At 69.0% G+C, this 25,246-nt stretch carries 24 protein-coding genes; 6 read left to right on the forward strand and 18 right to left on the reverse strand.

From position 1 onward, the window contains the following. Window positions 1–145: 145 nt before the first annotated feature. Window positions 146–1,078, forward strand: a complete 933-nt coding sequence (locus MKP15_RS15415) for a carbohydrate kinase family protein (RefSeq protein ID WP_104938026.1) — start codon at window positions 146–148, stop codon at window positions 1,076–1,078. Window positions 1,079–1,528: 450 nt separating this feature from the next. Here the strand turns inward: MKP15_RS15415 and MKP15_RS15420 are convergent, their stop codons facing one another. From MKP15_RS15420 to ubiE, 5 genes are all read right to left on the reverse strand, one after another. After that, window positions 1,529–1,768 (reverse strand): hypothetical protein, encoded by a 240-nt coding sequence (locus MKP15_RS15420; RefSeq protein WP_240213308.1) that lies wholly within the window; start codon window positions 1,766–1,768, stop codon window positions 1,529–1,531. Beyond that, window positions 1,768–2,268, reverse strand: a complete 501-nt coding sequence (locus tag MKP15_RS15425) for a hypothetical protein (protein WP_240213309.1) — start codon at window positions 2,266–2,268, stop codon at window positions 1,768–1,770. The genes MKP15_RS15420 and MKP15_RS15425 overlap by 1 nt, the downstream gene beginning before the upstream one ends. 26 nt (window positions 2,269–2,294) lie before the next feature. Continuing rightward, the gene (locus tag MKP15_RS15430) at window positions 2,295–3,035 is read right to left on the reverse strand and encodes a hypothetical protein (RefSeq protein ID WP_240213310.1); all 741 of its coding nucleotides are present in this window, start codon (window positions 3,033–3,035) and stop codon (window positions 2,295–2,297) included. A 164-nt stretch (window positions 3,036–3,199) separates the two neighbouring features. Continuing rightward, the gene (locus MKP15_RS15435; protein WP_161615314.1) at window positions 3,200–5,134 is read right to left on the reverse strand and encodes a M1 family metallopeptidase; all 1,935 of its coding nucleotides are present in this window, start codon (window positions 5,132–5,134) and stop codon (window positions 3,200–3,202) included. A 114-nt stretch (window positions 5,135–5,248) separates the two neighbouring features. Beyond that, window positions 5,249–6,013 carry a bifunctional demethylmenaquinone methyltransferase/2-methoxy-6-polyprenyl-1,4-benzoquinol methylase UbiE gene (gene ubiE / locus MKP15_RS15440; RefSeq protein ID WP_054662867.1) on the reverse strand — a complete coding sequence of 255 codons (765 nt, stop codon included), beginning with the start codon at window positions 6,011–6,013 and terminating at the stop codon, window positions 5,249–5,251. A gap of 93 nt (window positions 6,014–6,106) precedes the next feature. Between ubiE and MKP15_RS15445 the strand changes: the two genes are divergently transcribed. Both MKP15_RS15445 and MKP15_RS15450 read left to right on the forward strand, forming a co-directional pair. Next, window positions 6,107–6,559, forward strand: coding sequence for a nucleoside deaminase (locus MKP15_RS15445; protein WP_240213311.1), 453 nt, complete (start codon window positions 6,107–6,109; stop codon window positions 6,557–6,559). A 181-nt stretch (window positions 6,560–6,740) separates the two neighbouring features. After that, window positions 6,741–6,992, forward strand: a complete 252-nt coding sequence (locus tag MKP15_RS15450; protein WP_161615312.1) for a hypothetical protein — start codon at window positions 6,741–6,743, stop codon at window positions 6,990–6,992. Between the two features lie 79 nt (window positions 6,993–7,071). Here the strand turns inward: MKP15_RS15450 and smeE are convergent, their stop codons facing one another. Both smeE and MKP15_RS15460 read right to left on the reverse strand, forming a co-directional pair. Further along, a complete protein-coding gene (gene smeE, locus MKP15_RS15455) occupies window positions 7,072–10,218 on the reverse strand; it encodes a multidrug efflux RND transporter permease subunit SmeE (protein WP_240213312.1) in 3,147 nt (1,048 codons plus the stop codon). 12 nt (window positions 10,219–10,230) lie between these two features. After that, a complete protein-coding gene (locus MKP15_RS15460; RefSeq protein WP_161615308.1) occupies window positions 10,231–11,403 on the reverse strand; it encodes an efflux RND transporter periplasmic adaptor subunit in 1,173 nt (390 codons plus the stop codon). Between the two features lie 187 nt (window positions 11,404–11,590). Between MKP15_RS15460 and MKP15_RS15465 the strand changes: the two genes are divergently transcribed. Further along, window positions 11,591–12,289, forward strand: a complete 699-nt coding sequence (locus MKP15_RS15465) for a TetR family transcriptional regulator (RefSeq protein WP_275692601.1) — start codon at window positions 11,591–11,593, stop codon at window positions 12,287–12,289. 72 nt (window positions 12,290–12,361) lie between these two features. Here MKP15_RS15465 and hslU read toward each other — a convergent pair whose 3' ends face one another. Then, window positions 12,362–13,735: an ATP-dependent protease ATPase subunit HslU gene (gene hslU / locus MKP15_RS15470; protein WP_240213313.1), complete on the reverse strand. Its 1,374-nt coding sequence runs from the start codon at window positions 13,733–13,735 to the stop codon at window positions 12,362–12,364. 130 nt (window positions 13,736–13,865) lie between these two features. Further along, window positions 13,866–14,417, reverse strand: a complete 552-nt coding sequence (gene hslV / locus MKP15_RS15475) for an ATP-dependent protease subunit HslV (RefSeq protein ID WP_104938016.1) — start codon at window positions 14,415–14,417, stop codon at window positions 13,866–13,868. Window positions 14,418–14,558: 141 nt separating this feature from the next. Here hslV and MKP15_RS15480 point away from each other — a divergent pair, with 141 nt between their 5' ends. Beyond that, entirely contained in the window at window positions 14,559–14,996 is a 438-nt protein-coding gene (locus MKP15_RS15480) for a hypothetical protein (RefSeq protein ID WP_240213314.1), read from the forward strand. Here the strand turns inward: MKP15_RS15480 and MKP15_RS15485 are convergent. From MKP15_RS15485 to MKP15_RS15515, 7 genes are all read right to left on the reverse strand, one after another. Further along, window positions 14,891–15,481, reverse strand: a complete 591-nt coding sequence (locus MKP15_RS15485; protein ID WP_240213315.1) for a DUF1203 domain-containing protein — start codon at window positions 15,479–15,481, stop codon at window positions 14,891–14,893. The two genes, MKP15_RS15480 and MKP15_RS15485, sit on opposite strands and share 106 nt — an antisense overlap. A gap of 101 nt (window positions 15,482–15,582) precedes the next feature. After that, on the reverse strand, window positions 15,583–16,485 hold the full coding sequence (gene xerC / locus MKP15_RS15490) for a tyrosine recombinase XerC (protein ID WP_240213316.1): 903 nt from the start codon (window positions 16,483–16,485) through the stop codon (window positions 15,583–15,585). A gap of 1 nt (window position 16,486) precedes the next feature. Next, entirely contained in the window at window positions 16,487–17,164 is a 678-nt protein-coding gene (locus tag MKP15_RS15495; protein ID WP_161615304.1) for a DUF484 family protein, read from the reverse strand. Beyond that, entirely contained in the window at window positions 17,161–18,012 is an 852-nt protein-coding gene (gene dapF / locus MKP15_RS15500) for a diaminopimelate epimerase (protein ID WP_240213317.1), read from the reverse strand. Before dapF ends, MKP15_RS15495 begins: the two co-directional genes overlap by 4 nt. Continuing rightward, on the reverse strand, window positions 18,005–18,205 hold the full coding sequence (locus MKP15_RS15505) for a lipoprotein (RefSeq protein WP_240213320.1): 201 nt from the start codon (window positions 18,203–18,205) through the stop codon (window positions 18,005–18,007). The genes dapF and MKP15_RS15505 overlap by 8 nt, the downstream gene beginning before the upstream one ends. A gap of 55 nt (window positions 18,206–18,260) precedes the next feature. Beyond that, the gene (locus MKP15_RS15510; RefSeq protein WP_240213322.1) at window positions 18,261–18,665 is read right to left on the reverse strand and encodes a YbaN family protein; all 405 of its coding nucleotides are present in this window, start codon (window positions 18,663–18,665) and stop codon (window positions 18,261–18,263) included. 14 nt (window positions 18,666–18,679) lie between these two features. Further along, a complete protein-coding gene (locus MKP15_RS15515) occupies window positions 18,680–20,788 on the reverse strand; it encodes a S9 family peptidase (protein WP_161615301.1) in 2,109 nt (702 codons plus the stop codon). A gap of 107 nt (window positions 20,789–20,895) precedes the next feature. Here MKP15_RS15515 and MKP15_RS15520 point away from each other — a divergent pair, with 107 nt between their 5' ends. Continuing rightward, window positions 20,896–22,119: a pyridoxal phosphate-dependent aminotransferase gene (locus MKP15_RS15520; protein ID WP_240213324.1), complete on the forward strand. Its 1,224-nt coding sequence runs from the start codon at window positions 20,896–20,898 to the stop codon at window positions 22,117–22,119. Between the two features lie 79 nt (window positions 22,120–22,198). Here the strand turns inward: MKP15_RS15520 and MKP15_RS15525 are convergent, their stop codons facing one another. After that, window positions 22,199–22,969 carry a hypothetical protein gene (locus MKP15_RS15525; RefSeq protein WP_240213326.1) on the reverse strand — a complete coding sequence of 257 codons (771 nt, stop codon included), beginning with the start codon at window positions 22,967–22,969 and terminating at the stop codon, window positions 22,199–22,201. Between the two features lie 146 nt (window positions 22,970–23,115). Next, a complete protein-coding gene (locus MKP15_RS15530; protein ID WP_240213327.1) occupies window positions 23,116–25,215 on the reverse strand; it encodes a prolyl oligopeptidase family serine peptidase in 2,100 nt (699 codons plus the stop codon). Between the last annotated feature and the right edge of the window lie 31 nt (window positions 25,216–25,246).

Consider the following 25,246-nt stretch of genomic DNA (forward strand, 5'->3'; position numbering starts at 1 on the left):
CACTCGCCGGGGTTCGCCGGCGACACGTGCTTCTGGTCGCGCGCCGCCGCAGCCGGTACCCTTATGCACTTTGGCGCGCGCCCGCGCCACCCCGCCTGCGCCCGCACGGCGGCGGTTCCCCTTTACCCGTATAGGCCCGTTCGCGATGTCCGCTCTGATCTGTGGTTCCCTTGCCTTCGACACCATCATGGTGTTCCCGGACCAGTTCAAGAACCACATCCTGCCGGACAAGGTGCACATCCTGAACGTGTCCTTCCTGGTGCCGCGCATGCGCCGCGAGTTCGGCGGCTGCGCCGGCAACATCGCCTACAACCTGCACCTGCTCGGCGGCAACCCGATCCCGATGGGCACCGTGGGCTCGGACTTCGGCCCGTACCGCGAGCATTTCGACGCGCTGGGCATCGACCTGAGCCGGGTGCGGGTGATCGAGGAACTGTTCACCCCGCAGGCGTTCATCACCACCGACCACGACAACAACCAGATCACCGCCTTCCACCCGGGCGCGATGATGCGCTCCTACGAGAACCACGTGAAGGACGTGCCGGGCGTGACCCTGGGCCTGGTCGGCCCCGACGGCCGCGAAGGCATGATCCAGAACGCCATCGAATTCAAGGAGATGGGCGTGCCGTTCATCTTCGACCCGGGCCAGGCCATGCCGCTGTTCAACGGCCCGGAACTGCGCACCTTCATCGAGCAGGCCGACTACGTGGTGGTCAACGACTACGAGTCCAACCTGCTGCAGGAGCGCACCGGCTGGAACGAGAAGGAGATCGTCGGCCGGGTCAAGGCCTACATCACCACCCGCGGCCCCAAGGGCGCGGTGATCCACACCCCGGACAGGAGCTACGACATCCCGCCGGCGCACGAGCGCCGCGTGGTCGACCCGACCGGCTGCGGCGACGCCTTCCGTGCCGGCCTGATCTTCGGCATCCAGAAGGGCTACGACTGGCTGACCATCGGCCGCATGGGCAACCTGATGGGTGCGCTGAAGGTGGAGCACCCCGGCACCCAGAACCAGCGCTTCGACTTCGACGAGTTCAACGAGCAGTTCAAGCAGCAGTTCGGCTACGCGCTCTGACCCGGCCGCCAGGCCACCTGCGGAAACGGCGCCGGAAGGCGCCGTTTTTCGTGGTAGGTGCCGGGCTTGCCCGGCACGCAGCCATTGCCCGCAAAGCCCCCGTGCGGGGCAAGCCCCGCACCTACGGACTACCTCCGGGCCCGCGTTCTGACCGCGAGGCCGGGACACACCTGCGGAAAGGGCGCCGCCATTCGTGTAGGTGCCGGGCTTGCCCGGCACGGGGCCCTTACCCGCAAAGCCATCATGCGGGGCAAGCCCCGCAGCTACGGATCACCTCCGGGCCCGCGTTCTGACCGCGAGGCCGGGACACACCTGCGGAAAGGGCCCCGCTCTTCGTGTAGGTGCCGGGCTTGCCCGGCACGGGGCCGTTACCCGCAAAGCCACCATGCGGGGCAAGCCCCGCACCTACGGATCACCTCCGGGCCCGCGTTCTGACCGCGCGGCCGGGGCTCATGCGCGCGGTTCGTAGCGGGCGGCCTCGCGCTCCAGCCAGGCCGGCAGGTCACGCCTGCGCACGCCTTCGCGCCTGGCCCGCTGCAGGCAATCGAGCATGTAGCACCGCTTGCCGGCGTCGTCGCCGGCCAGCGACAGCGCCAAGTCACGGTCCATCCAGCGCCGGAACAGCAGGTACAACGCCACGTGCAGGGCAATGGCCAGCAGACTGACCACGAGCACGATCGCCAGATCCATCACCGCACCTCCGTCGTTGCCGGCAACACCTTCGCCCCACGCACCTGCGCCAGCTCCTGTTCCAGGGTGAGCTCCTGAGGCCCGCGCCGCAGGTGGCCCGCACGCAGTACGCTGCCGCCGGCCAGGTAGAGCAGGTAGGCCTCCCCGGAGCGCAGTGCGACGTTGCGGAACTCCGCCGACGGCAGGCAGCCGATGGCGTCGAGCCGGTTCGCCGGCGCCACCTGCAGCGCCGCATCCCCTGCCCCCTTGATCCACTGGCGTACATGCACCCGGGCATCGTCCGGAGTGAGCGCCACGACGTCGGCGATCACGATGGCGTCGGCCTCGGCGGCCAGCGTGGCGGCCAACGTCTGTTGCTGTCGCAGGTCCCCGGCCACAAGCCGGCGCTGCATGTCGGCGGGCAGGCTGCCGCAGGCGAGCGCCGACGCCTGCGGCAGCCACAGCAGCGCGACCAGCACGCATGGCCAGTACGCGCGCGGCGCGCCACGGCGTCGCGGCATGCAGCCGGCATCCCTGCGCATGCCGCTCAATCCCAGCCCGCGGGCATCTGGCTGCCATCCAGGCCGCCGGTCTCGAAGACCGCGGTGCGGGTGCCGCCGGCCTTCACCGGGAATTCGATGCGCACCACCGTGGCCTTGCGCGCCAGCCGCCACAGGCCACGGTTGTCGGTGATGAACATGGCGATCGCCTCGTCGGTATCCGGGCGGTACGCGGCCATCCGCCGTGGCGCCTGGTCGTCCACCGTCACCGTGACCTGGCAGCTGCCGTAGCAGGCCTTGGCGAAGTCGCCGGTCTGCAGCACCAGGTAGGCGTGGCGCTTCCATTCCGGATGGTCGCGGAACACCAGCTGCACCACCTTGGGGCCGGTGCCGTCGACATCGACCCGCTCCTTGCCCTGGATCATCGCCGAGCGCTGCACGCCCTTGCTGCCCACCGATACCTGGTTGTAGCTCCACAGGCCCTGCATGCGGCGCAGCTCGCGCGCGGCCTCGGCCTTCTGCTTGACCTCGGCGAAGCCGGGTTCGATGCGGCGGGCGGCGTCCGAATCGGGGAACTGGTCGAGCAGCGCGGCGCCATGGACGCGCGCCTTCTCCCATTCGGTGGCGGTCACCGCCGCGTCGTAGAGCCTGGCGATGCCGTCGGCATCGGCCTCGCGCCGGGCACGCTCCTGGGCGGCGGCGGCGGCCTGCTGCTGGCGCTCCGCTTCCGGGTTGCTGCAGGCGGCCAGGGCGACGACGCACAGGGCGCCAAGGGTCAGGGGTTTCATCGAGCGACTCCGCGTGGACAGGCGCGGCAATGCCGCGCGGTGGCGCCCACTTTAAACATCCGCTGCCGCGAACCCCAGCCCTGCCGCTGCGGTGCCCGCCCTGGCCCAGACAGAAACGGCGGGCCCGGGGGCCCGCCGTTGTCGGTTCTGCTGCTACACGCCGGTTACGGCTTGGGCGCGGCCTCGGCCTTGGCGATCATGTCGGCCACCGAGGCGGTGGTGATCGGGTGATAGCCCGGCTTGGCCCTGGCGAATACCTCCTTGGCGAAGGCCAGGCCTTCCGGCGTCTTCAGCAGCTCGGCGTAGATCGGCAGGATCAGCTTGCGACGGCCGACCTTCTGGATGAACTCGCCGGCGGCCGGCTGGGCCTGGGTATAACCGCTGCGGATGGCCAGCGGATACCAGCGCATGGCGATCTCGCCGTTCGGGGTGCCGGTGAAGTGGTAGCCCTTGTCCAGCTGTTCGAGCTTGGCCACCGGCACGGTCTTGCCCAGGCCGTCGATGAAGCGCACCCACTCCTGGGTGGTCCACTGGCTGGTCACCTGGTTGCTCGGCAGCTGCTCGCTGCCCAGCCAGGCGATGCGCGCGGTATCGACCACGGCGAAGCCGCGCGAACGCGCCTTCGGTGCGAACGACGGGATACCCGGTTCTTCCAGCCACGCGTGCAGTTCGGCGTCGCTCACCGCGGTCGGGTTCTTCGGCAGCAGGTTCTTCTTCAGATACTCGACGAACTGGTCGGTGTTGGCGCTCTGGAAGGCATGGTCATCGAACCAGCCGCGCAGGAACGGATCGAACACTTCGCGGCCGAAGCGCTGCTCCAGGAACTGCAGGAACCACGCACCCTTGACGTAGGCCACCTGGCTCAGCGCGTCGTCCGGGTCGCGCTCGGTCAGCGGCGGCAGCGCCAGCGCCTGGTCGGCCGGGCTCATGTCCTTCACTTCGTTGAGCAGGTCGGTCTGGTCGATCTCGCGCTCCATCTCGGCCGCCTCCTGGCCGTACAGCGCTTCGGTGATGCGCGCCTGCACGTAGGTGGTGAAGCCTTCGTTGAGCCAGATGTCCTTCCAGCTGGCGTTGGTCACCAGGTTGCCCGACCAGCTGTGCGCCAGCTCATGGGCGACCAGCGAGACCAGCGACTTGTCGCCGACGATCACGGTCGGGGTGGCGAAGGTCAGGCGCGGGTTCTCCATGCCGCCGAACGGGAACGACGGCGGCAGCACCAGCATGTCGTAGCGGCCCCAGCGGTATTCGCCGTACAGCTTCTCGGCGGCACCGATCATCTTCTCGGTGTCCTCGAACTCCTTGGCCGCCTTGTTGACCATGGCCGGCTCGGCCCACACGCCCGAGCGCGGCGAGATCGGCTCGAACACCAGGTCGCCGGCGGCGATGGCCAGCAGGTAGGACGGGATCGGCTGCGGCATCTTGAACGTGTAGTCGCCGTCACGGGCCGCCTTCGGGTCGTTGTCGGCGCTCATCAGCACCATCACGTCCGGGCGGCTGGCCACGTGCGCGCTGTAGGTGAAGCGCACGCTCGGGGTGTCCTGCAGCGGCACCCACGAGCGCGCGTGGATGGCCTGCGACTGGCTGAACATGAAGGGCAGCTTCTTGCCCTCGGTCATCGACGGCTCCAGCCACTGCAGGCCCGAGGCGGTCGGCGCGGTGTGGTAGGTGATGCGCACGCTGGCCGGCTGCTCCGGGGCCTGGATGGTCAGCTTGCTGCCGAACACCTTGTCCGCCGGCGCCAACTCGAACTGCAGCGGCGTGGCGGCGCCGTCGGCGGCCAGCGCCTCGACCTTGGCGATGCTCAGTTCACGGGTGTCCAGCACCAGCTGCCTGGCGGCCTTGTCCTTCCACTCCAGCGCATAGGTGGCGGTGCCGCCGATCTGCTTCTGCTCGAAATCGACCTTCAGGTCCAGCGCCAGGTCCTTGATGACGACCTTGTCCGGCTCGGCGTAGGAGCTTTCATCGTGGCTGCGGCTGACGGTGTTCACGGCGGCGGCGGGCTTTTCGGCGACGGGGGCGGCGACGGGGGCGGCGGGGTCCTTGGCGCAGCCGGCGGCGAGCGCGACGGCCAGGGGCAGCATCAGGAAGGGTGAACGCATGGGATTCCTAGGGAGCTGAGGAGTGAGTGAAGAGGAGTGAGAAGTGAGAGAAGGCAGAAGCAGGAGCGCGGGCAAATCCGCTGTCTCTTGCTGCTCACTCCTCTTCACTCACTCCTAGATCTTGTAGCCGGAGTGGATGGCGACGATGCCGCCGCTGAGGTTCTTGTAATGGCAGCGCGCGAAGCCGGCCTCGGCCATCATCGCCTTGAGTTCTTCCTGCGGCGGATGCTTGCGGATGCTCTCGGCCAGGTACTGGTAGCTGTCACCGTCGCCGCGCGCGAACAGCTTGCCCAGCCGCGGCAGCACCTTGAATGAGTGGAAGTCGTAGATCGGCTTGAACCAGTCGGCGGTGACTTCGGAGAACTCCAGCACGCGCGCCTGGCCGCCGACCTTGAGCACGCGGTACATCTCGCGCAGCGCGGCGTCCTTGTCGGTGACGTTGCGCAGGCCGAAGGAAATGGTCACCAGGTCGAAGCTCTGGTCCGGGAATGGCAGCGCCTCGGCGTTGAGCTGCACCCACTCGAAGCCGGACACGTGGCCGCGGTTGGTCAGGCGGTCACGGCCCACCGACAGCATGCCGGCATTGATGTCGCCCAGCACCACGCTGCCCTCGGCGCCGAGCCGCTCCTTGAGCAGCACGGCGATGTCGCCGGTACCGCCGGCCAGGTCGAGCACGCGGTCGCCCGGCTTCACCTGGGCGGTGGCCACGAAGTAGCGCTTCCACAACCGATGGATGCCCAGACTCATCAGGTCGTTCATCAGGTCGTAGTTGTCGGCCACCGACGTGAACACCTGGCCGACAAGCTTCTGCTTGTCCTTGGCCGGCACGTCGCGGAAGCCGAAGTGGGTGGTGCCGCTCTTGTAGGGGGATTCGCTCATGCGGCCGATTATCGCACTCCCGCGGCGGCGGCGCGGCGGGCCCCCGGGAAGGCGCCGTTATCATGGCCGGCCACCCGACGGATCCCTGCCCCGATGATCGCCACGCCCGACTACCGCGCCCTGCTCGACACCGCCATCGCCGAGGCCCGCCAGGGCCTGGCCGAGGGCGGCATCCCGATCGGCGCGGCGCTGTACCACAACGATGGCCGCCTGCTCGGCTGCGGCCACAACCGCCGGGTGCAGGAGGGCGACCCCTCCATCCACGGCGAAACCGACGCCTTCCGCAAGGCCGGCCGCCAGCGCGGCTACCGCGACACCATCATGGTCACCACCCTGGCCCCGTGCTGGTACTGCTCCGGGCTGGTGCGCCAGTTCAACATCGGCACCGTGGTGGTCGGCGAATCGGTCACCTTCGCCGGCGGCATCGACTGGCTGCGCGAGAACGGGGTCAGGGTCATCGACCTGAACGATGCCGGCTGCATCGCGATGATGCGCGGCTTCATCGCCGACAACCCCGAGGTCTGGAACGAGGACATCGGCGAGTAAGGTGCCACGGCGCCCGCGCAGGACCGCGGCCGCGCCGCGCGCGGCTGCTCCGTTCGGCCGCCAGCGCGCCGGGTGTGACGCAGTCCACATCCAGGCAGTTCCGCCATCGCACTGCCACCCCGGCGTCATCGACACCGGCTATGCTCGGTCATGCAGGGGGCACTGCCATCAAGGTGACGCGATGCATATTCCGCCCGTACACGGACGCCATCGGGAATCGCTGCGCCAGGCCGGCGAACGCCTGCGCGCCCACTATGCCCGCCATCGCCGCTCCGCCGCCTTCTGGGACGCCTACCAGCAGATCCAGAACGAGCTGGCCGCCGCCTTCCCCGAGCACCGCGCCGAACTGTGCAACCGCATGGCCGCCTTCGCCCAGCGCCTGGGGGCGGTGGAGGAGGCGCAGCTGGTGGATGCGGCGGTCCGCCCGGACTGACCGCCAGGGCACGTGACGACGCCGCCGGGGCATGCCCCGGCGGCGCCATGCCGGCGCGGCGACCAGCGCCGCGCAGCGGTCAGGCCTGCGGCGGTTCCCCGTTCGCGGCCAGGCGGCGCCGATTGAACAGGCGCTGCACCACCACGAAGAACAGCGGGATGAAGAACAGGCCAAGCACGGTGCCGGCGATCATGCCGCCCAGTACGCCGGTGCCGATGGCGCGCTGCGCGCCGGAACCGGCGCCCGAAGCGATGGCCAGCGGCAGCACGCCCAGGCCGAACGCCAGCGAGGTCATCACGATCGGGCGCAGGCGGTCGCGTACCGCATGCATCGTCGCCTCGATCACGCCCGCGCCCTTCTCCAGGTGCTCCTTGGCGAACTCGACGATCAGGATCGCGTTCTTCGAGGTCAGGCCCACCGTGGTCAGCATCGCCACCTGGAAATAGACGTCGCGCTCCATGCCGCGGAAGGTGTTGGCCAGCACCGCGCCGAGGATGCCCAGCGGCGCCACCAGCAGCACCGCCGTCGGCACGCTCCAGCTCTCGTACAGCGCGGCCAGGCACAGGAACACGATCAGCAGCGACAGGGTGTACAGCAGCGGCGTCTGCGCACCGGCCTCGCGCTCCTGGTAGGACACCGCGGTCCACTCGATGCTGAAGCCCGGCGGCAGCTGGCTGGCCAGCTTCTCCACTTCGGCCATGGCGTCGCCCGAGGCCACGCCCGGCGCGGCCTCACCCTGGATTTCCAGCGCGGACACGCCGTTGTAGCGCTCCAGCCGCGGCGAACCGTAGTCCCAACGCTGGCTGGCGAAGGCCGAGAACGGCACCATCTGCCCGGCGCTGTTCTTCACCGTCCACAAGTTGAAGTCCTCCGGGTTCATGCGGAAGCCGTCGTCGGCCTGCATGTACACGCGCTTGACCCGGCCGCGGTCGATGAAATCGTCGACGTAGCTCGAGCCCCACGCGGTGGCCAGGGTGCTGTTGATCGCATCCAGCGACAGCCCGTGGGCGCCGGCCTTGGCCACGTCGATGTCCAGCCGCAGCTGCGGGGTATCGTCCAGGCCGTTGGGGCGGACGTTGGCCAGCTTGCTGCTCTTGGCGGCCATGCCCAGCAGTTGGTTGCGCGCGTTGACCAGCGCCTCGTGGCCCTGCCCGGTGTTGTCCTTCAGGAAGAAGGTGTAGCCCGAGGCGGTACCCAGCTCCGGCATCGCCGGCGGCGGGAAGGCGAAGATGAAGGCGTCCTTGATCTGCCCCAGCGCGGCCATCGCGCGCCCGGTGACCGGGCCCACGCCCTGGTCGGCGGTGCGCTCGTCCCAGTCCTTGAGCTTGACGAACGCCATGCCCGAGTTCTGGCCCATGCCGGAGAAGCTGAAGCCCTGCACCGAGAACACCGATTCCACCGCGTCCTTCTCGTTCTGCAGGAAGTGGTCCTCCAGCTTGTAGATCGACTCCAGCGTGCGCTCCTGGGTGGCGCCCACCGGCGCCTGCACCAGCGCCATCAGGATGCCCTGGTCCTCGTTGGGCAGGAACGAGCTGGGCAGGCGCATGAACAGCACCGCCATGGCCACCGCCAGCGCCGCGAACACCGCCATGAACCGCCACGGCCGCGCCAGGATCCCGCGCACGCCGCGCTGGTAGGTCGCGCTGGTGCGGTCGAAGCCATTGTTGAAGCCGTTGAAGAAGCGCCCGGCCAGGCCGCGGTGGGCGACATGGTGCTGGCCCTTCTTCAGCGGCTTGAGCATGGTCGCGCACAGCGCCGGGGTCAGCACGATCGCCACCAGCACCGACAGCGCCATCGCCGAGACGATGGTCGCCGAGAACTGGCGGTAGATCACGCCGGTGGAGCCGCTCATGAACGCCATCGGCACGAACACCGCCGACAGCACCAGGCCGATGCCGACCAGCGCGCCGGTGATCTGCCCCATCGACTTGCGCGTGGCCTCCAGTGGCGACAGCCCTTCCTCGGACATGATGCGCTCGACGTTCTCCACCACCACGATGGCGTCGTCCACCAGCAGGCCGATCGCCAGCACCATGGCGAACATGGTCAGCATGTTGATCGAGAAGCCCAGCGCGGCGAGGATGCCGAACGTGCCCAGCAGCACCACCGGCACCGCGATCGTCGGGATCAGCGTGGCGCGGAAGTTCTGCAGGAACAGGTACATGACCAGGAACACCAGCACGATCGCCTCGAGCAGGGTCTTGACCACGCCCTTGATCGACACCTTCACGAACGGCGTGGTGTCGTACGGGATCACCGCCTTGAGCCCGTGCGGGAAATTGGCCGCCAGCTCGTCCAGGGTCTTGCGCACGCCTTCGGCGGTGTCCAGCGCGTTGGCGCCGGTGGCCAGGGTGACGGCCAGGCCGGAGGCCGGCTTGCCGTTGTAGCGGGTCACGAAGTCGTAGGTTTCCGCGCCCAGCTCCACCCGCGCCACGTCGCCCAGCCGCAGCGTCGAGCCGTCGGCCTCGGTGCGCAGCACGATGTCGCGGAACTGCTGCGGGGTCTGCAGCCGGTCCTGCGCGTTGATGGTGGCGTTGAGCTGCTGGCCCTTCACCGCCGGCGCGCCGCCCAGCTGGCCCACGGCCACCTGCGCGTTCTGCGCGCGTACCGCCGCGCTCACCTCGTCCACCGAGACCCGGTAGGTCTGCAGCTTGTTCGGGTCCAGCCAGATGCGCATGGCGTACTTGCCGCCGAACACCTCGATCGAGCCCACGCCCGGCACCCGGCTGAGCGGGTCCAGGACGTTGGAGCCGACGTAATCGGAGATGTCGTGCTCGTCCATGCTGCCGTCCTCGGACACGAAGCCGACGACGTTGAGGAAGCCCGAGCTGGACTTGGCGACGTTGATGCCCTGGCGCTGCACTTCCTGCGGCAGCAGCGGCATCGCCAGCTGCAGCTTGTTCTGCACCTGCACCTGGGCGATGTCCGGGTTGGTGCCGCTCTCGAAGGTCAGGGTGATGCTGGCCTGGCCGTTGGAAGAGCTGTTCGACGAGAAGTAGATCAGCCCGTCCAGGCCCTTCATGTTCTGCTCGATGATCTGCGTCACCGAGTCCTCGACCACCTTGGCCGACGCACCCGGGTAACTGGCCGAGATCGATACCGCCGGCGGCGCGACCTCCGGGTACATCGAGACCGGCAGCTTGAGCATCGCCAGCGCGCCGGCGAGCATGATGATGATGGCGATGACCCACGCGAAGATGGGCCGATCAATGAAGAAGCGAGCCATGGATGTCTCCGCTTACTGCTGGGCGGCCGGCGCGGCGGGTGCCGCGGGCTTGGCGGGCTCGGCACCCTTCTCGGTGGCCTGCACCGGCATGCCCGGGCCGATCTTCTGCAGGCCCTCGACGATGACCTTGTCGCCGGCCTTCAGGCCGTCCTCGACCAGCCACTTGTCGCCGATGGCACGGCTGACGGTGACCGCGCGCTGGGCGACCTTGCCCTCGCCATCGACCACCATCGCGCTCGCATTGCCCTTGGGGTCGCGGGTGATGCCCTGCATCGGCACCAGCAGCGCGTCCTGGCGCACGCCGCTGCCCAGCACCGCACGCACGAACATGCCCGGCATCAGCACCTGCTCGGGATTGTCCACCCGCACCCGCAGGCCATAGCTGCCGGTGCCGGGGTCGACACTGACCTCGGAGAACTCCAGCGTGCCCTTGTGCGCGTAGGTGCTGCCGTCTTCCAGCACGATGTCCACCGGCAGCCCGGTCGCGCCCTGCAGGCGCCCGGCGGCCAGCTCGCGGCGCAGCTGCAGCAGCTCGGCCGAGGACTGGCTGACGTCGATGTAGATCGGGTCCAGCTGGTTGATGGTGGCCAGCGCTTCGGCCTGGCCGGCATTGACCAGCGCGCCCTGGGTGACGCTGGACTTGCCGATCTGGCCGCTGATCGGCGCGGTGATGCGGGCATAGCCCAGGGTGACGTTGGCCGCGTCCAGCGCGGCGCGGGCGGCACCGACGTCGGCCTCGGCCTGCTTCCAGGCCGCCTGCGCGTTCTCGTCGTCCTGCACGCTGATCACCCGGCTCTTGACCAGCTCGGTACTGCGCCGCGCGGCCAGCCGCGCGGCGTTGGCGCTGGCTTCGGCGCGCGCCAGCTGCGCCCGCGCGCTGTTGGCCTGGGCACGGTAGGCGGCGTCGTCGAGCTGGTACAGCGGCTGGCCCTGCTTGACCACGCTGCCCTCGGTGAACAGGCGCCGGGCGACGATGCCGCTGACCTGCGGCCGCACTTCGGCCACCTGGTAGCCGGTGGCCCGGCCGACCAGTTCGCGGGTCAGGGTGACCGGCTCGGCCTTCAGGGTGACGACGGTGACCTGCCCGGGGCCACCACCCTGCTGCGGCGGCTGCCCGCCACAGGCGGCCAGTGCGCCGGCGACCAGCAGCGACAGGAGGACGGGGCGGAGAATCGATCGACTCATGGCGGGGAAACTCGGCAGTAAGGAAGGAAGCCATGCGACCGGGCCGGCCCGCCCTGGACGGCGGCCACCCGCGGCGGCGCACAGGAAGGGCCTGCGCACGTTACCGCGATCGAATGACGGCAAAAGAGCGCGGAAGGATACATACATGCATGTCTGTTTGTAAATTGGTAGAATTCAGACATGTTTCATGTCAGTTGTGTGCAACGGCACTGCGATGGCGCGTAAGAGCAAAGAGGACGCACAGGCGACCCGCGAGGGCATCCTCGACGCGGCGATCGCCTGTTTCCACGAACACGGGGTGGTGGGCACCACGCTGGCGATGATCGCCACCCGTGCCGGCTATACCCGCGGCGCGGTGTACTGGCATTTCCGGAACAAGACCGAAGTGCTGGAGGCGATGATCGAGCGCGACCGCATGCCGTTCGTGCAGCGCCTGCAGCGCACCTACGCACCGCAGCGGCAGACGCCGATCCTGGACCTGCGCGAGGTCATCCGCGTTTCGCTCGCCGAACTGGCCGGCGACCCGCGGCAACGCAGCCTGATGGAGATCCTGCTGCGCAGCGAGCAGTCCAGCGAAAGCCTGAGCATCCAGGCGATGCAGCGCCAGAACTCGCAGGAGGAGCTGGACATGGTCACCCGCACCCTGGAGCGCGCGCGCGAACTGGGGCAGCTGCGCCCCGGGGTCGACGCGGCCACCGCCAGCCGCATGCTGCACATCAGCCTGACCGGCGCGCTGTACAACGCCATGGCGCAGCCGGAAGAGTACGACCTGGAGCGCGACGGGCTGATGGTGATGGACGTGGTGCTGCAGGCCTACGTCCGCGAGGGGGTGTTCCAGCCGGGCGTGTTTCCGGCGCACGACGACAGCGCGGGCTGGGATGCCTGACGCCCCGCCCTGGCGGCGCCCGGAACGACGACGGCGCCCACAGGGGGCGCCGTCATCGCACAGGCGATGGGGTTACAGGATGTAGCGGCTCAGGTCCGGGTCCTGCACCAGTTCGCCCAGGTGCCGGTCGACGTAAGCGGTGTCGATGGCCAGGGTTTCACCGTCGCGGTCCGGCGCCTCGTAGCTGAGCGTGTCCAGCAGCCGTTCCAGCACCGTGTGCAGGCGGCGGGCACCGATGTTCTCCTGCCGCTCGTTGACCTGGAACGCGATCTCGGCCAGGCGCTCGATGGCGTCGGCGGTGAAGCTCACCTTGACCCCCTCGGTGGCCAGCAGTGCTTCGTACTGCTTGGTCAGCGCCGCCTTCGGCTCGGTAAGGATGCGCACGAAGTCGTTCTTGCTGAGCGCGCCCAGCTCGACACGGATCGGGAAGCGCCCCTGCAGCTCCGGGATCAGGTCGCTGGGCTTGGCCAGGTGGAACGCGCCGGAAGCGATGAACAGGATGTGGTCGGTCTTGACCGTGCCGTACTTGGTGGACACGTTGGAGCCTTCCACCAGCGGCAACAGATCGCGCTGCACGCCTTCGCGCGAAACATCGCCCCCACCCACGTTGTCGCCACGCTTGGCGACCTTGTCGATCTCGTCGATGAACACGATGCCGTGCTGCTCGCACGCCTCGATCGCGGCCGTGCGGATGTCGTCCTCGTTGACCAGCTTGCCGGCCTCCTCTTCGACCAGCAGCGGGCGTGCGGCCTTGATCGTCAGCGTGCGCTTGTTCGACTTGGCGCCGCCCAGGTTGGCGAACATCGAACGCAGCTGCTGGCCCATTTCCTCCATGCCCGGCGGGGTCATGATGTCCATGCTCACGTTGGCGGACATCTCCAGCTCGATCTCGCGCTCGTCCAGCTCGCCGTTGCGCAGCATGCGCCGGAACTTGATGCGGGTCTCGCTGTCGGCCGCCGACGGCTCGTTGCGCGCGGCATCCGCATCGAAGCCGATGCCGACGCTGCGCCGCGGCAGCAACGCGTCGAGGATGCGGTCCTCGGCCTTCTCCTCGGCCTGGGTGCGCACCCGCACCTTGGCCTGCTCGCGGTACAGCTTGACCGCGGTGTCGGCCAGGTCGCGGATGATCTGCTCCACGTCCTTGCCGACGTAACCGACTTCGGTGAAGCGGGTCGCCTCGACCTTGACGAACGGCGCATTGGCCAGCGTCGCCAGGCGCCGCGCGATCTCGGTCTTGCCGACGCCGGTGGGGCCGATCATCAGGATGTTCTTGGGCATCACCTCGTTGCGCAGCTCGGCCGGCAGCTGCATGCGCCGCCAGCGGTTGCGCAGGGCAATGGCGACCGCACGCTTGGCGTCGTGCTGGCCGACGATGTGCCGGTCCAGCTCCTGCACGATCTCGCGCGGGGTCATGGTGGCGGAGGAAACTTCGATCTTGTGGGTCATGGCTCTACCTGGAAAACGAGGGCGCCGGAGGGGGGCGGGAGTCGCGGGCTGCAGGGGATGCCGGACGCAGTGGAAGCGGGATGCCGAACGTGGCCCCCAGCCGCCTGCGGGTCGCGTCCGGCAGGTGCCCTCAGAGTTCTTCGACCACCACGTTGGTATTGGTATAGATGCAGATGCCGCCGGCGATGTTGATCGCCTCGGTGGCCACCGCGCGCGCGTCCATCTGGGTATGCGCCAGCAGCGCGCGCGCCGCGCTCAGGGCGTAGGAACCGCCGGAGCCGATGGCGATGATGCCGTCTTCCGGTTCGATCACGTCGCCGGTGCCGCTGATGATCAGCGAGGTTTCCCGGTCGGCCACGGCCAGCAGCGCCTCGAGCTTGCCCAGGCGGCGCTCGGTGCGCCAGTCCTTGGCCAGCTCCACCGCCGCGCGGGTCAGCTGGCCGTGCTTCTCCAGCTTGGCCTCGAACAGCTCGAACAGGGTGAAGGCATCGGCGGCGGCACCGGCGAAGCCGGCCAGCACCTGGCCGTCGCGGCCGAGCCGGCGCACCTTGCGCGCATTGCCTTTCATCACCGTGTGGCCCAGCGTGACCTGGCCATCGCCGGCGATCGCCACGTGCTCGCCGCGACGCACGCAGCAGATGGTGGTGGCGTGGAAAACATTCGGGTTCTGGCTGGGATCCATTGGGGCCTCCGGGGTGTCACGGCAACAATGGGGGCAGTGGCCGACGGTTCAAGCAGCCGCCCGCGGGCGGCCACAGCTTGATTCAGGTCAAGCGGCGGCCCCACCCTCATGGCGGCGTGGCCCGGCCACCCGAGGAACACCGTGATTCCCTACCCGCTGCTGCTCACCGCGCACCTGTTCGCCGCACTGATGTTCGTCGGTGCGGTGTTCTTCGAGGTGCTGATCCTCGGCAGCGCCCTGTCACAAGTGTCGGCGACCCGGCAGCGCATCGAGGCGGCCATCGCCCGCCGCGCGCGCCGGGTGATGCCGTGGGTACTGGCGGTGCTGTACGCCAGTGACCTGGGCATGGCCTGGCATTACCGCGCGGCGCTGGCGCAGCCGCTGGCCAGCCGTTTCGCGTTGCTGCTCACGCTGAAGATCGCACTGGCGCTGAGCGTGCTCGGCCACTTCGCCGCGGCGATGGCCACGCGCGGTCACGGCCCGCGCATCGAACGCCGCTTCCGGCGCATCCACCTCAGCGTTTTCTGCCACATGCTCGGCATCGTGCTGCTGGCCAAGGCGATGTTCCATCTCAGCTGAGTGCGCGGATCCGCGCCGGCACGCCCGGCATGGCACAGGCAGCCGCCATGGCGGGCGCTGTGCAGGTGCGCCTGCGCGATGCCCGGGTCGTCCAGCTGGCTGCCCAGCCACGCCCCCACCTGCACGCCCTCCCTCACCTCGGCGGCCCCCCGGCAGTCGGCGGGGTCGCAGGCGCGCACCGACAGCAGCCGGTGCGCGACATGCGGCGGCACCTCGTTGGCCGCCAACCGCGCCGGCATCGCGCCGCGGCGGATGAACACCGGCGCGCAGACGCGGTACGGCGACGCCGCGGGCGGGTGCCGGTACGACACCAGCAGCAGTTCCTCGCCGACCGCGGCATCGCGCAGGCTGACGCGACAGGGGAAACCGCGCGCGCTGTCGGCGATGTGGCGCACGGCGTGGTGCGCCGCCAGCCCGGCGTCATCGAGATCGAACAAAGGCCGCAGCGATGCGGGATCGATGCCGGACAGCACCAAAGGGGCCATGGCGCTCAACGGGAAGCGGGACAGGCACGCAGGATGCCGCCGCGATGGCACCCCGGCCGGCCCTATCCAGACGCGGCATTGCGTCCGTGCGGAAGCGCTGCTCAGTCCGACGGGGAGCTGCGCCGCTTGGCGCGCGGATGCGCCGCGTCGTAGACCTTGGCCAGGTGCTGGAAATCCAGGTGGGTGTAGATCTGGGTGGTGGCGATGTCGGCATGGCCAAGCAGTTCCTGCACGCCGCGCAGGTCGCCGGACGACTCCAGGATGTGGCTGGCGAAGCTGTGCCGCAGCATGTGCGGATGCACATGTTTGAACAGCCCCTGGCGCTGCGCCAGCTGCTTGATCCGGATCTGCACCGCGCGCTGGCTGATCGCGCCGCCACCGCGGCCGGGGAACACCGGGCCGTCGTTGCTGCCGCCACTGTCCTTGCGCCACGCCAGCAGTGCCGCCAGCGCGTGCGAACCGACCGGCACGGTGCGCTCGCGGTTGCCCTTGCCGTGCACCAGCACCATCGCGCTGGCCAGGTCGATATCGCGCCAGCGCAGCGCGCACAGCTCGCTCAGGCGCAGGCCCGAGGAATAGAACAGTTCCAGCAGCGCGCGGTCGCGCAGGCCCAGCGGCGCGTCGGTCGGCAGCTCGACCAGGCGCACCGCCTCGTCGGCATCGAGCACCTGCGGCAGCTTGCGCGGCGCCTTGGGCGCGCGCAGCCTGGCCGCCGGGCTGCTGCCGATCGCGCCGCGCTTGAGCAGCCAGGCGTAGAAGCTGCGGATCGCCGACAGGCGCCGCTGCAGGCTGCGCGGCGACAGGCCGCGGCGGTGCCCGGCGGCGATGAATGCGCGCAGCTGGTCGGTTGCCAGCGCCAGCGGTTCGCCGGCCCCCTGCGCATCGCACCACTGCGCCAGCGCCGCGAGGTCGCGCCGGTACGCATCAAGGGTGTGCGCGGACATGCGCCGCTCGACCTGCAGGTAGGACAGGAAAGCTTCAACGGCGTTCATCGCCGCGGCCATCTCAGCCGGCGCGGAACCGCTGCAGCGCCACCACCAGCGATTCGCCCATCATGCGCAGGAACAGCGTGCCCATGCCGGGATAGAAGCGGTTGGGGTCGTGGCTGCCGACGGCGATCAGGCCGACGCCCGGCAGCGGCAGCAGCGCGGTGGACATCACCTCGCCGACCCGCTCGCCATACAGCACCTCGTTCTTCTCCGGCTGCAGGCGGCCGCAGATCGGCTCGCCATCCTGCAGGCAGTCGTGGAACGGCGCCAGCCGCGCGTCGCCGGCGGCGATGACCTGCAGCCATGGCGCCTGTTCCAGTTCCGCCACCGGCTGCAGGCTGACGATGCGCACCAGGTCGCCGGCGAAGTCCTCCTCCAGCGACGCGGCCATCGCGCGCAGGGTGTCGGCGGCGCTGCCCTGGCGCATCAGCGCCAGGGTCAGCTGGTGGGTGCGCACCGCCAGGCGCTCGTTGACCTGCGCGTTGGCGCCCAGCTCGGCCAGCCGCCGCGACAACTCGCGGTTCTTGTCGCGCAGCACTTCCAGCTGGTAGCTGGCCAGCGACGCGGTCGGGCCGTCATCACGCGGCACCACCAGGGTCAGCGCCAGGTCGGGGAACTGCTTGAGGAAGGTTGGATGACGCCGCAGCCAGGCCGCGACTTCATGCGCGCCGATCTTCTCCAGGGTTTCGTTCATCCCATCCACTCTCCATCGAATACGAAGGCCGCCGGGCCGGACATCACGATCTGCGCGTCATCGGCCGGCCACTGGATGCGCAGGTCGCCGCCGGGCAGCGACACCACCGCATCGCGCGCCAGCCGGCCACGCTGCATCAGCACCACCGCCGCGGCGCAGGCGCCGCTGCCGCAGGCCAGGGTCTCGCCGACGCCGCGCTCGAACACCCGCAGGCGGATATGCCCGCTGTCCAGCACCTGGGCGAAGCCGACGTTCACCGACTCCGGGAACGAGGCATGCTGCTGCAGCAGCGGACCGATCCGCTCCACCGGGGCGGCGTCGATCAGGCCCACTTCCAGCACCGCGTGCGGGTTGCCCATCGACACCGCGCCGAAGCGCACGTTCTCGCCCTGCAGCGGCACCACGTATTCCTCGCGCGCGCGCGGGAAACCGATCAGCGGAATCGACGCCGGCGCGAACCCGGGCCGGCCCATCGCCACCGCGTAATGCCCGGCGTCCAGCCGCTGCACGACATGCGTGCGCAGCGGGCTGTCGATCAGGAATTCCTCCCCCTGCGCCGCGCCGTCGCGTACCAGCCAGGCGCCCACGCAGCGCGCGCCGTTGCCACACTGCTGGGAGGTGGAGCCGTCGGAGTTCCAGATCCGGTATGAGGCCACCGAGCCGGCGGCGCGCGGCGGCTCGATGGTCAGGATCTGGTCGCAGCCGACGCCACGGTGGCGGTCGGCCAGGCGCGCGGCCAGCCCGGCATCGGGCGGTGGGGTGCCGTCACGCAGGTCCAGCACCACGAAATCGTTGCCGGCACCGTGCATCTTGCTGAAACGCAGGCGCGGCGTGGCCGCCCTATTCATGATCGTGGCCGTCGGCCTTCGCGTCCTGTGCGGGGCCGTCGGCCTGCGGCTGCGGGGCGGGCTTCACTTCCTGCTCTTCCACCGGCACCGGCTTCTGCGGCATCACCAGCGGCCCCTTGTTGCCGCAGGCGGTGAGGACCAGCAGCGCACAGGCGGCTGCAACGAGCATCGGAAGGCGGGACGTCTTGTTCATGGCCCGAGTATATCCACTCGGCGGTCAACACAGCCGCGCGCCCACGCACCCGGGCTCACTCTGCCGGCGGCAGCGGGCGCGTCCACAGCCAGGTGCAGACGCAGGCCATGCTGCCGATCGATATCGCCTTCACCCAGGCCAGCGGCACGCACCACAACATGATCAACGCGCAGGCCAGCATGGTGAGGGTGGCCATCCATTTGCCCCTGCGGCTGACCGCGTCGTGCGCCTGCCAGTCGGCGATGGCCTTGCCGAAGCGCGGATGCGACAGCAGCCAGCGGTGCAGCCGGGCGGAGCCGCGCGAGGCGGCCCAGGCCGCGATCAGCACGAACACCGTGGTCGGCAACCCCGGCACGAAGATGCCGACGATGCCCACCCCGAGGCTGGCATAGGCCAGCAGCCACCACGCCCAGCGCAGGCGTGGCGGGCGCGGTCCGCGCGGGGTGGGCGGCTCCGGCACGTACGCCGCTGCCGTCAGTGCGCCACGTCCAGCTGCGACAGCACGAACGCGTAGGCCTCGGCCAGCTCGTGGTAGCGCTGGAAGCGGCCGGACTTGCCGCCATGGCCGGCTTCCATGTTGGTGCGGAACACGATGGGATGGGTGCCGGTGTTGACGTCGCGCAGGCGCGCCACCCATTTGGCCGGCTCCCAGTACTGCACCTGCGAATCCCACAGCCCGGTACCGACGAACAGCGCCGGATAGGCCTGCGCCCGCACGTTGTCATAGGGCGAGTAGCCGAGCATGTAGTCGTAGTACGGCTTCTGCTCGGGGTTGCCCCACTCGTCATACTCGTTGGTGGTCAGCGGGATGCTGGCGTCGAGCATGGTCGTGACCACGTCCACGAACGGCACCTGCGCCACCATCACCCGGTAGTCGGCCGGCGCCTGGTTGGCGACCGCCCCCATCAGCAGGCCGCCGGCGCTGCCGCCGGCCGCGGCCACCCGGTCCTTCGCCGCGTAGCCCTGCGCCACCAGCGCGCGGGTGACGTCGATGAAGTCGTTGAAGGTGTTCTGCTTGCGCAGCAGCTTGCCGTCCTCGTACCAGTGGCGGCCCATTTCCTCGCCGCCGCGGATATGGGCGATGGCATAGACCACGCCGCGGTCCAGCAGGCTGACCACGCTCTGGTTGAAATGCGGATCCATCGACATGCCGTAGCTGCCGTAGGCGTACTGGTACAGCGCGGCGGTGCCGTCCTTGCGGAAGCCCTTGCGGTAGACCAGCGACACCGGCACCCGGGCGCCGTCGCGCGCGGTCACCCACACGCGCTCGGTCTGGTACAGCGACGGGTCGTAGCCGATCACCGGTTGCTGCTTGAGCTGGCGCCGCTCGCCGGTCTTCACGTTCAGTTCGTAGGTGGTGGCCGGCGTGGTCAGCGAGGTGTAGCTGTAGCGCAGCCAGTCGGTGTCCGGTTCGGCGTTGACCGACAGGCCCATCGAATACGCCGGCTCGTCGGCCCTGACCAGTTCGCTGCGGCCGTCGGCGAACAGCAGGCGCACCCGCTCCAGCGCCTCGGCGCGTTCGGCGATGGCGGTGAAGCCGTCGAACAGCTCGAAGCCTTCCACCAGCACCTGCGGGTCGTGCTTCACCCAGTCGCGCCATTGCGCGCGCGAGGTGGCGCCGTCGGCCGCGGTGACCAGCTTGAAGTTCTTGGCGCCGTCGGCATTGGTCCGGATCACCCAGCGGCCGTCGAAATGGTCGGCGTCGTACTCCACGTCGCGCTCGCGCGGCGCCAGCACGGTGAACACCGCCGGGTCGGCGGCCGGCGCGTAGCGCAGCTCGGAGGACACGGTGCTGTCCACGCCGATGGTGATGTAGCGGTCGTCGCGGGTGCGGCCCACGCCCATGTAGAAGCTGTCGTCGTCTTCCTCGTAGACCAGCGCGTCGCTGCTGGCCGGGGTGCCGAGCACGTGCTTCTTCACGCGCACCGTGAGCAGGGTCTCCGGGTCGTTCTCGACATAGAACAGGGTGCGGTTGTCGTCGGCCCACACCACGTTCGGCGACACCCCGTGGATCACGTCCGGCAGCAGCTGCCCGGTGGCGAGGTCCTTGAAGCGGATCACGTACTGGCGGCGGCCGACGTCATCCTCGGCCCAGGCCAGCAGGCGGTTGTCCTGGCTGACTTCCATGTCGTCGACGGCGAAGTAGCCCTTGCCCTCGGCCATGGCGTTCAGGTCCAGCAGCACTTCTTCCGGCGCCTGCATGTCGCCCTTGCGGCGGGCGTGGACCGGGTAGTCCTTGCCGGTCTCGTAGCGGGTGTAATACCAGTAACCGCGTTCGCGGTACGGCACGCTGGCGTCGTCCTGCTTGATGCGGCCGACGATCTCGGCGTAGAGCGTGTCCTGCAACGGCTTGAGCGGCGCCATCAGCGCATCGGTGTAGGCGTTCTCGGCGTTGAGGTAGGCCAGCATCGCCGGGTCCTTGCGCGCATCGTCGCGCAGCCAGTAGTACACGTCCTCGCGGACCGCGCCGAACGGCGCCCTGACCTGGTGGGGACGCTTTTCAGCATCGGGGGGGACGGGCGGGGAAGCGGCGGCGGTATTCATCATCAGGCTTGCGACCAACAGGCAAAGGACAGGTTTCACGGCACGGGCTCCATGGACGGACACGTTGCCGCCCGGGCGATGGCCGACAGTGTGCCATGGACGTCGCCGCGGGCACGGCCTGCGCGCGGCGGCCTATGATGGCGGCGATGAACACCGCCGCCCCCACCCCGTCCGGCTACAGCCGGCGCAGCCACGAGATCGCCCCGTTCCATGTCATGTCCCTGCTGGCCCGCGCCAATGCGCTGGAGCAGGCCGGCCACGACGTGATCCACCTGGAGATCGGCGAACCCGATTTCACCACCGCCGCGCCGATCATCCGCGCCGGCCAGGCCGCGCTCGCCGCCGGTCATACCCGCTACACCGCCGCGCGCGGCCTGCCGGCGCTGCGCGAGGCCATCGCCGGCTTCTACCGCGGCCGCTACGACCTGGAGATCGACCCGGAACGGATCCTGGTGACCCCGGGCGGCTCGGGCGCGCTGCTGCTGGCCTCCAGCCTGCTGGTCGACCCGGGCCGGCACTGGCTGCTGGCCGACCCGGGCTATCCGTGCAACCGCCATTTCCTGCGCCTGGTCGAGGGTGCCGCGCAGCTGGTGCCGGCCGGCCCGGACAGCGGCTACCAGCTGACCCCGGCGCTGGTCGAGCGGCACTGGAACGATGACAGCGTCGGCGCGCTGGTCGCCTCGCCGGCCAATCCCACCGGCACCACGCTCGATGCCGCGCAGCTGGCCGCACTGTCCGCCACGCTGAAGGCACGCGGCGGACACCTGGTGGTGGACGAGATCTACCACGGCCTGACCTACGGTTTCGACGCGCCCAGCGTGCTGCAAGTGGACGACGCGGCGTTCGTGCTGAACAGCTTCTCCAAGTACTTCGGCATGACCGGCTGGCGCCTGGGCTGGCTGGTGGCGCCACCGGCGGCGGTGCCCGAGCTGGAGAAGCTGGCGCAGAACCTGTATATCAGTGCGCCGTCGATGGCCCAGCACGCGGCGCTGGCCTGCTTCGAGCCGGAAACCATCGCCATCTTCGAGCAGCGCCGCGAACAGTTCCGCCAGCGCCGCGACTACCTGCTGCCGGCGCTGCGCAGCCTCGGCTTCCGCATCGACGTGGAGCCGCAGGGCGCGTTCTACCTGTACTGCGACGTAAGCGCATTCACCGACGATGCGCAGGCGTTCTGCGCCCACTTCCTGGAGACCGAGCACGTGGCGTTCACTCCGGGCCTGGACTTCGGCCACCACCGCGCTCGCCAGCATGTGCGCATCGCCTATACCCAGGACGTGGCGCGGCTGCAGGAGGCGGTGACGCGGATCGCGCGCGGGCTGGAACGCTGGAAGGCCCAGCGCCCGGGACGAGGAGCGGGTGAACAGAAGTGAGGGGGAGTCAAAGCAGCCCCACGCCAACCGGCCTGCGCGCGGTGCGTCAGCATGCCAAAGCGCTCAGGGATCAAGTAAATCAACCTGCAGGATCATGGGGACGCACCTCGGGCTCCCTGACTTCCTGCAACGGACCGACATCCACGCGACTCCGCCATCCCTTGAAATACTGTTCCGACATTTTGTTGAGCGTCTCCACGGCCCGAGTTGCAGGCGGACATGATTGACTGACCGCGTCAACGTCGCCTGCCAATGCGCCCGAGTTAAGCCCGGCAATGCATAGCCGGGGGCTGTACGCCGCATTGCCGGCAACCGCCCTTATTTCACGGTCGTACCTCGTCTTGGCACGTACCGCCGCGACATCGTCCCGGTATTGCTCCCGCAGCTTGGCGTAGAGCACTTCCGCCCTGCCTCGCTCATCGACCGGCATGGCGGCATACACCGATCTCATGACAGCCTTGAATGTCGGATCATCACGCTCCGCAGCCAGTGTCAGCCATGCCAGGCCCAGGGGTCGATCCTTCGCGACTCCCTCGCCGTTGAAATAGGCAAGGCCAAGGGAGTATTGAGCGGGCTTGCTGCCCCAGCCCGCGGCGAGCAGCAGAAACTCTTCACCTCGCCGATAGTCACCCTTTTCCCACATCTTGAGGGCAAGGCAATAATTGACTTCTCCGGGTAGAAACCGGTAGACCGCCCCGTTGCACTCCAGGGCTGGCGCCGGATCTTCAGACGCAGATACCGAAGGCTGGGCATGCGCGGCGGCAACCGCCCCTGCAATCAACAGGAGCCACAACGATGGCTTCATATTCACCAGCATATTGCGCCTCCCGTTTCCTACTACCAGGGACATGGAGTGGCATCACGTTTTAGGCGTCGCTCGCATCGAGAACCTGACTGCGCAGGGCGAACCACATTGGCCCAGAGTGCCGCACATTGGAATTGCGATCCAGAGCCGGACAAGCCGACGCCACCTTGCGGTGGCGTCGGCTTGATACCTCATTTACCGCCCAGCTGCTCCCACAGGAAGCTATAGGCCAGCGCCGACATGTGCGCGGCCTGCGCGTTGTTGGCCGCGCCGCCGTGGCCGCCTTCGATGTTCTCGTAGTAGGTCACGTTCTTGCCGGCGTCGATCATCATGGCCGCCATCTTGCGGGCATGGCCCGGGTGCACGCGGTCATCGCGGGTGGAGGTGGTGAACAGCACCGGCGGGTAGTTCTTCGCCGGGTCGAACAGGTGGTACGGCGAGAAGGTCTTGATGAACTCCCAGTCCGCGGTGTCCGGGTTGCCGTACTCGGCCATCCACGAGGCACCGGCCAGCAGGTGGCTGTAGCGCTTCATGTCCAGCAGTGGCACCTGCACCACCACCGCACCGAACAGCTCCGGATACTGGGTGAGCATGTTGCCGGTCAGCAGGCCGCCATTGCTGCCGCCCTGCACGCCCAGGTGCCTGGCGCTGGTGATCCCGCGCGCGACCAGGTCGCTGGCCACGGCTGCCATGTCCTCGTAGGCCTTGTGCCGGTTCTGCTTCAGCGCGGCCTGGTGCCAGCGCGGGCCGTACTCGCCGCCGCCGCGGATGTTGGCCACGACATACACACCGCCCTTGTCCAGCCATGCGCGGCCCATGCCGCCGGAATAGGACGGGGTCAGCGAGATCTCGAAACCGCCGTAGCCGTACAGCAGGGTCGGGTTGGAGCCGTCGCGCTTCATGTCCTTGCCGTGCACCACGAAGTACGGCACGCGGGTGCCGTCCTTGCTGGTGGCGAAGTGCTGCTCGATCACCTTGCCGCTGGCGTCGAAGAACGCCGGCATGGTCTTGAGCACTTCCGGCTGCTGGCCGATCTGCGCCAGCGACAGCGTGGTCGGGGTCAGGTAATCGGTGACGGTCATCCACACCGCGTCGCTTTCATCCGGATCCACCGCGCCGACGCCGATGGTGCCGAACGCCGGGGCGCCGACGAAATCGCTGCGGGTCCAGCCATCCTTGCCGTGGGTCAGCACCTGCAGCCGGTTCTTGACGTCATCGAGCACGTTCAGCACGACATGGTTGCGGGTCCAGGCGGCGCCGGCCAGCGAGGTGCTGTCGGTGGGCGCGAACAGCACGTCGAACTCGCGCTTGCCGGCCATGAAGTCGTCGAACTTCGTCGCCAGCAGCGAGCCGGCGGCGTAGGTCTTGCCGCCCACGGTCCACGGCTCGCGCAGTTCCAGGGTCAGCCACTCGCGGCGCACGCCCTTCTCGGCCGAATTGGGCGCATCGACCTTGGCCAGCTTGCCGTCGGCACCGAGCAGGAACAGCTCGTTGTTGTAGAAGGCGATGGTGCGGCTGACGAAGTCGCGCTCGAAGCCCGGGGTGTCGTCATGCATCGCCGCGATGTACATGTCCTGCGGCGTGCCTTCGTACACCGGGGTGGCCGCCGACATCGGCGTGCCGCGCTTCCAGCGCTTGACCACGCGCGGGTAGCCGGACGTGGTCATCGAGCCGTCGCCGAAATCGGTGTAGACGAACACGGTGTCCTGGTCGATCCAGCCCAGGCCGCCCTTGGCCTCCGGGCGGAAGAAGCCGTCCTTGATCCACTCCTTCTTCGACAGGTCGAACTCGCGGGTGACGTCGGCGTCGGCACCGCCGCGTGACAGCGCGATCAGGCAGCGGGTGTACTGCGGGCGCAGGCAGTTGGCGCCGTGCCATACCCAGTTCTCGCCTTCGGCCTTGTTCAGCGCGTCCAGGTCCAGGACGGTCTCCCACAGCGGCTCGGCCTTGCGGTACTCGACCAGCGTGGTGCGGCGCCACACGCCGCGCTCATGCTGCTTGTCCTTCCAGAAGTTGTAGTAGTAGTCGCCGATCTTCTCGACGCCGGGGATCTTGGCGTCCGAATCCAGCACCGCGCGGATGCCGGCCTCCATCTCCTTGAACTGCGGGCTCTGCGCCAGCCGCGCCTCGGCCTTGGCGTTCTGTTCCTTCACCCACGCCAGCGGCTTGTCGCCGGTGACGTCTTCCAGCCAGGCGTATTTATCCTGGCCTTCATCGGCGGCCATGGCGGCTCCGGACAGGCTGGCGGTGAACAGGCCCGCGGCAAGGCAGGCGGAAGAGAGTCGGGACATGATGGCTCCATGCGGTCATAGGCCGCGCACG

It is taken from the genome of Stenotrophomonas sp. Y6, assembly GCF_022436665.1.
GTDB lineage: Bacteria > Pseudomonadota > Gammaproteobacteria > Xanthomonadales > Xanthomonadaceae > Stenotrophomonas > Stenotrophomonas acidaminiphila_A.

Bases quoted from the DNA above. Each gene is read 5' to 3' on its own strand.
- MKP15_RS15415 (WP_104938026.1), top strand. From the start codon at position 146: ATGTCCGCTCTGATCTGTGGTTCCCTTGCCTTCGACACCATCATGGTG.
- MKP15_RS15420 (WP_240213308.1), bottom strand. From the start codon at position 1,768: ATGGATCTGGCGATCGTGCTCGTGGTCAGTCTGCTGGCCATTGCCCTG.
- MKP15_RS15425 (WP_240213309.1), bottom strand. From the start codon at position 2,268: ATGCCGCGACGCCGTGGCGCGCCGCGCGCGTACTGGCCATGCGTGCTG.
- MKP15_RS15430 (WP_240213310.1), bottom strand. From the start codon at position 3,035: ATGAAACCCCTGACCCTTGGCGCCCTGTGCGTCGTCGCCCTGGCCGCC.
- MKP15_RS15435 (WP_161615314.1), bottom strand. From the start codon at position 5,134: ATGCGTTCACCCTTCCTGATGCTGCCCCTGGCCGTCGCGCTCGCCGCC.
- ubiE (WP_054662867.1), bottom strand. From the start codon at position 6,013: ATGAGCGAATCCCCCTACAAGAGCGGCACCACCCACTTCGGCTTCCGC.
- MKP15_RS15445 (WP_240213311.1), top strand. From the start codon at position 6,107: ATGATCGCCACGCCCGACTACCGCGCCCTGCTCGACACCGCCATCGCC.
- MKP15_RS15450 (WP_161615312.1), top strand. From the start codon at position 6,741: ATGCATATTCCGCCCGTACACGGACGCCATCGGGAATCGCTGCGCCAG.
- smeE (WP_240213312.1), bottom strand. From the start codon at position 10,218: ATGGCTCGCTTCTTCATTGATCGGCCCATCTTCGCGTGGGTCATCGCC.
- MKP15_RS15460 (WP_161615308.1), bottom strand. From the start codon at position 11,403: ATGAGTCGATCGATTCTCCGCCCCGTCCTCCTGTCGCTGCTGGTCGCC.
- MKP15_RS15465 (WP_275692601.1), top strand. From the start codon at position 11,591: ATGTCAGTTGTGTGCAACGGCACTGCGATGGCGCGTAAGAGCAAAGAG.
- hslU (WP_240213313.1), bottom strand. From the start codon at position 13,735: ATGACCCACAAGATCGAAGTTTCCTCCGCCACCATGACCCCGCGCGAG.
- hslV (WP_104938016.1), bottom strand. From the start codon at position 14,417: ATGGATCCCAGCCAGAACCCGAATGTTTTCCACGCCACCACCATCTGC.
- MKP15_RS15485 (WP_240213315.1), bottom strand. From the start codon at position 15,481: ATGGCCCCTTTGGTGCTGTCCGGCATCGATCCCGCATCGCTGCGGCCT.
- xerC (WP_240213316.1), bottom strand. From the start codon at position 16,485: ATGGCCGCGGCGATGAACGCCGTTGAAGCTTTCCTGTCCTACCTGCAG.
- MKP15_RS15495 (WP_161615304.1), bottom strand. From the start codon at position 17,164: ATGAACGAAACCCTGGAGAAGATCGGCGCGCATGAAGTCGCGGCCTGG.
- dapF (WP_240213317.1), bottom strand. From the start codon at position 18,012: ATGAATAGGGCGGCCACGCCGCGCCTGCGTTTCAGCAAGATGCACGGT.
- MKP15_RS15505 (WP_240213320.1), bottom strand. From the start codon at position 18,205: ATGAACAAGACGTCCCGCCTTCCGATGCTCGTTGCAGCCGCCTGTGCG.
- MKP15_RS15520 (WP_240213324.1), top strand. From the start codon at position 20,896: ATGAACACCGCCGCCCCCACCCCGTCCGGCTACAGCCGGCGCAGCCAC.
- MKP15_RS15525 (WP_240213326.1), bottom strand. From the start codon at position 22,969: ATGTCCCTGGTAGTAGGAAACGGGAGGCGCAATATGCTGGTGAATATG.
- MKP15_RS15530 (WP_240213327.1), bottom strand. From the start codon at position 25,215: ATGTCCCGACTCTCTTCCGCCTGCCTTGCCGCGGGCCTGTTCACCGCC.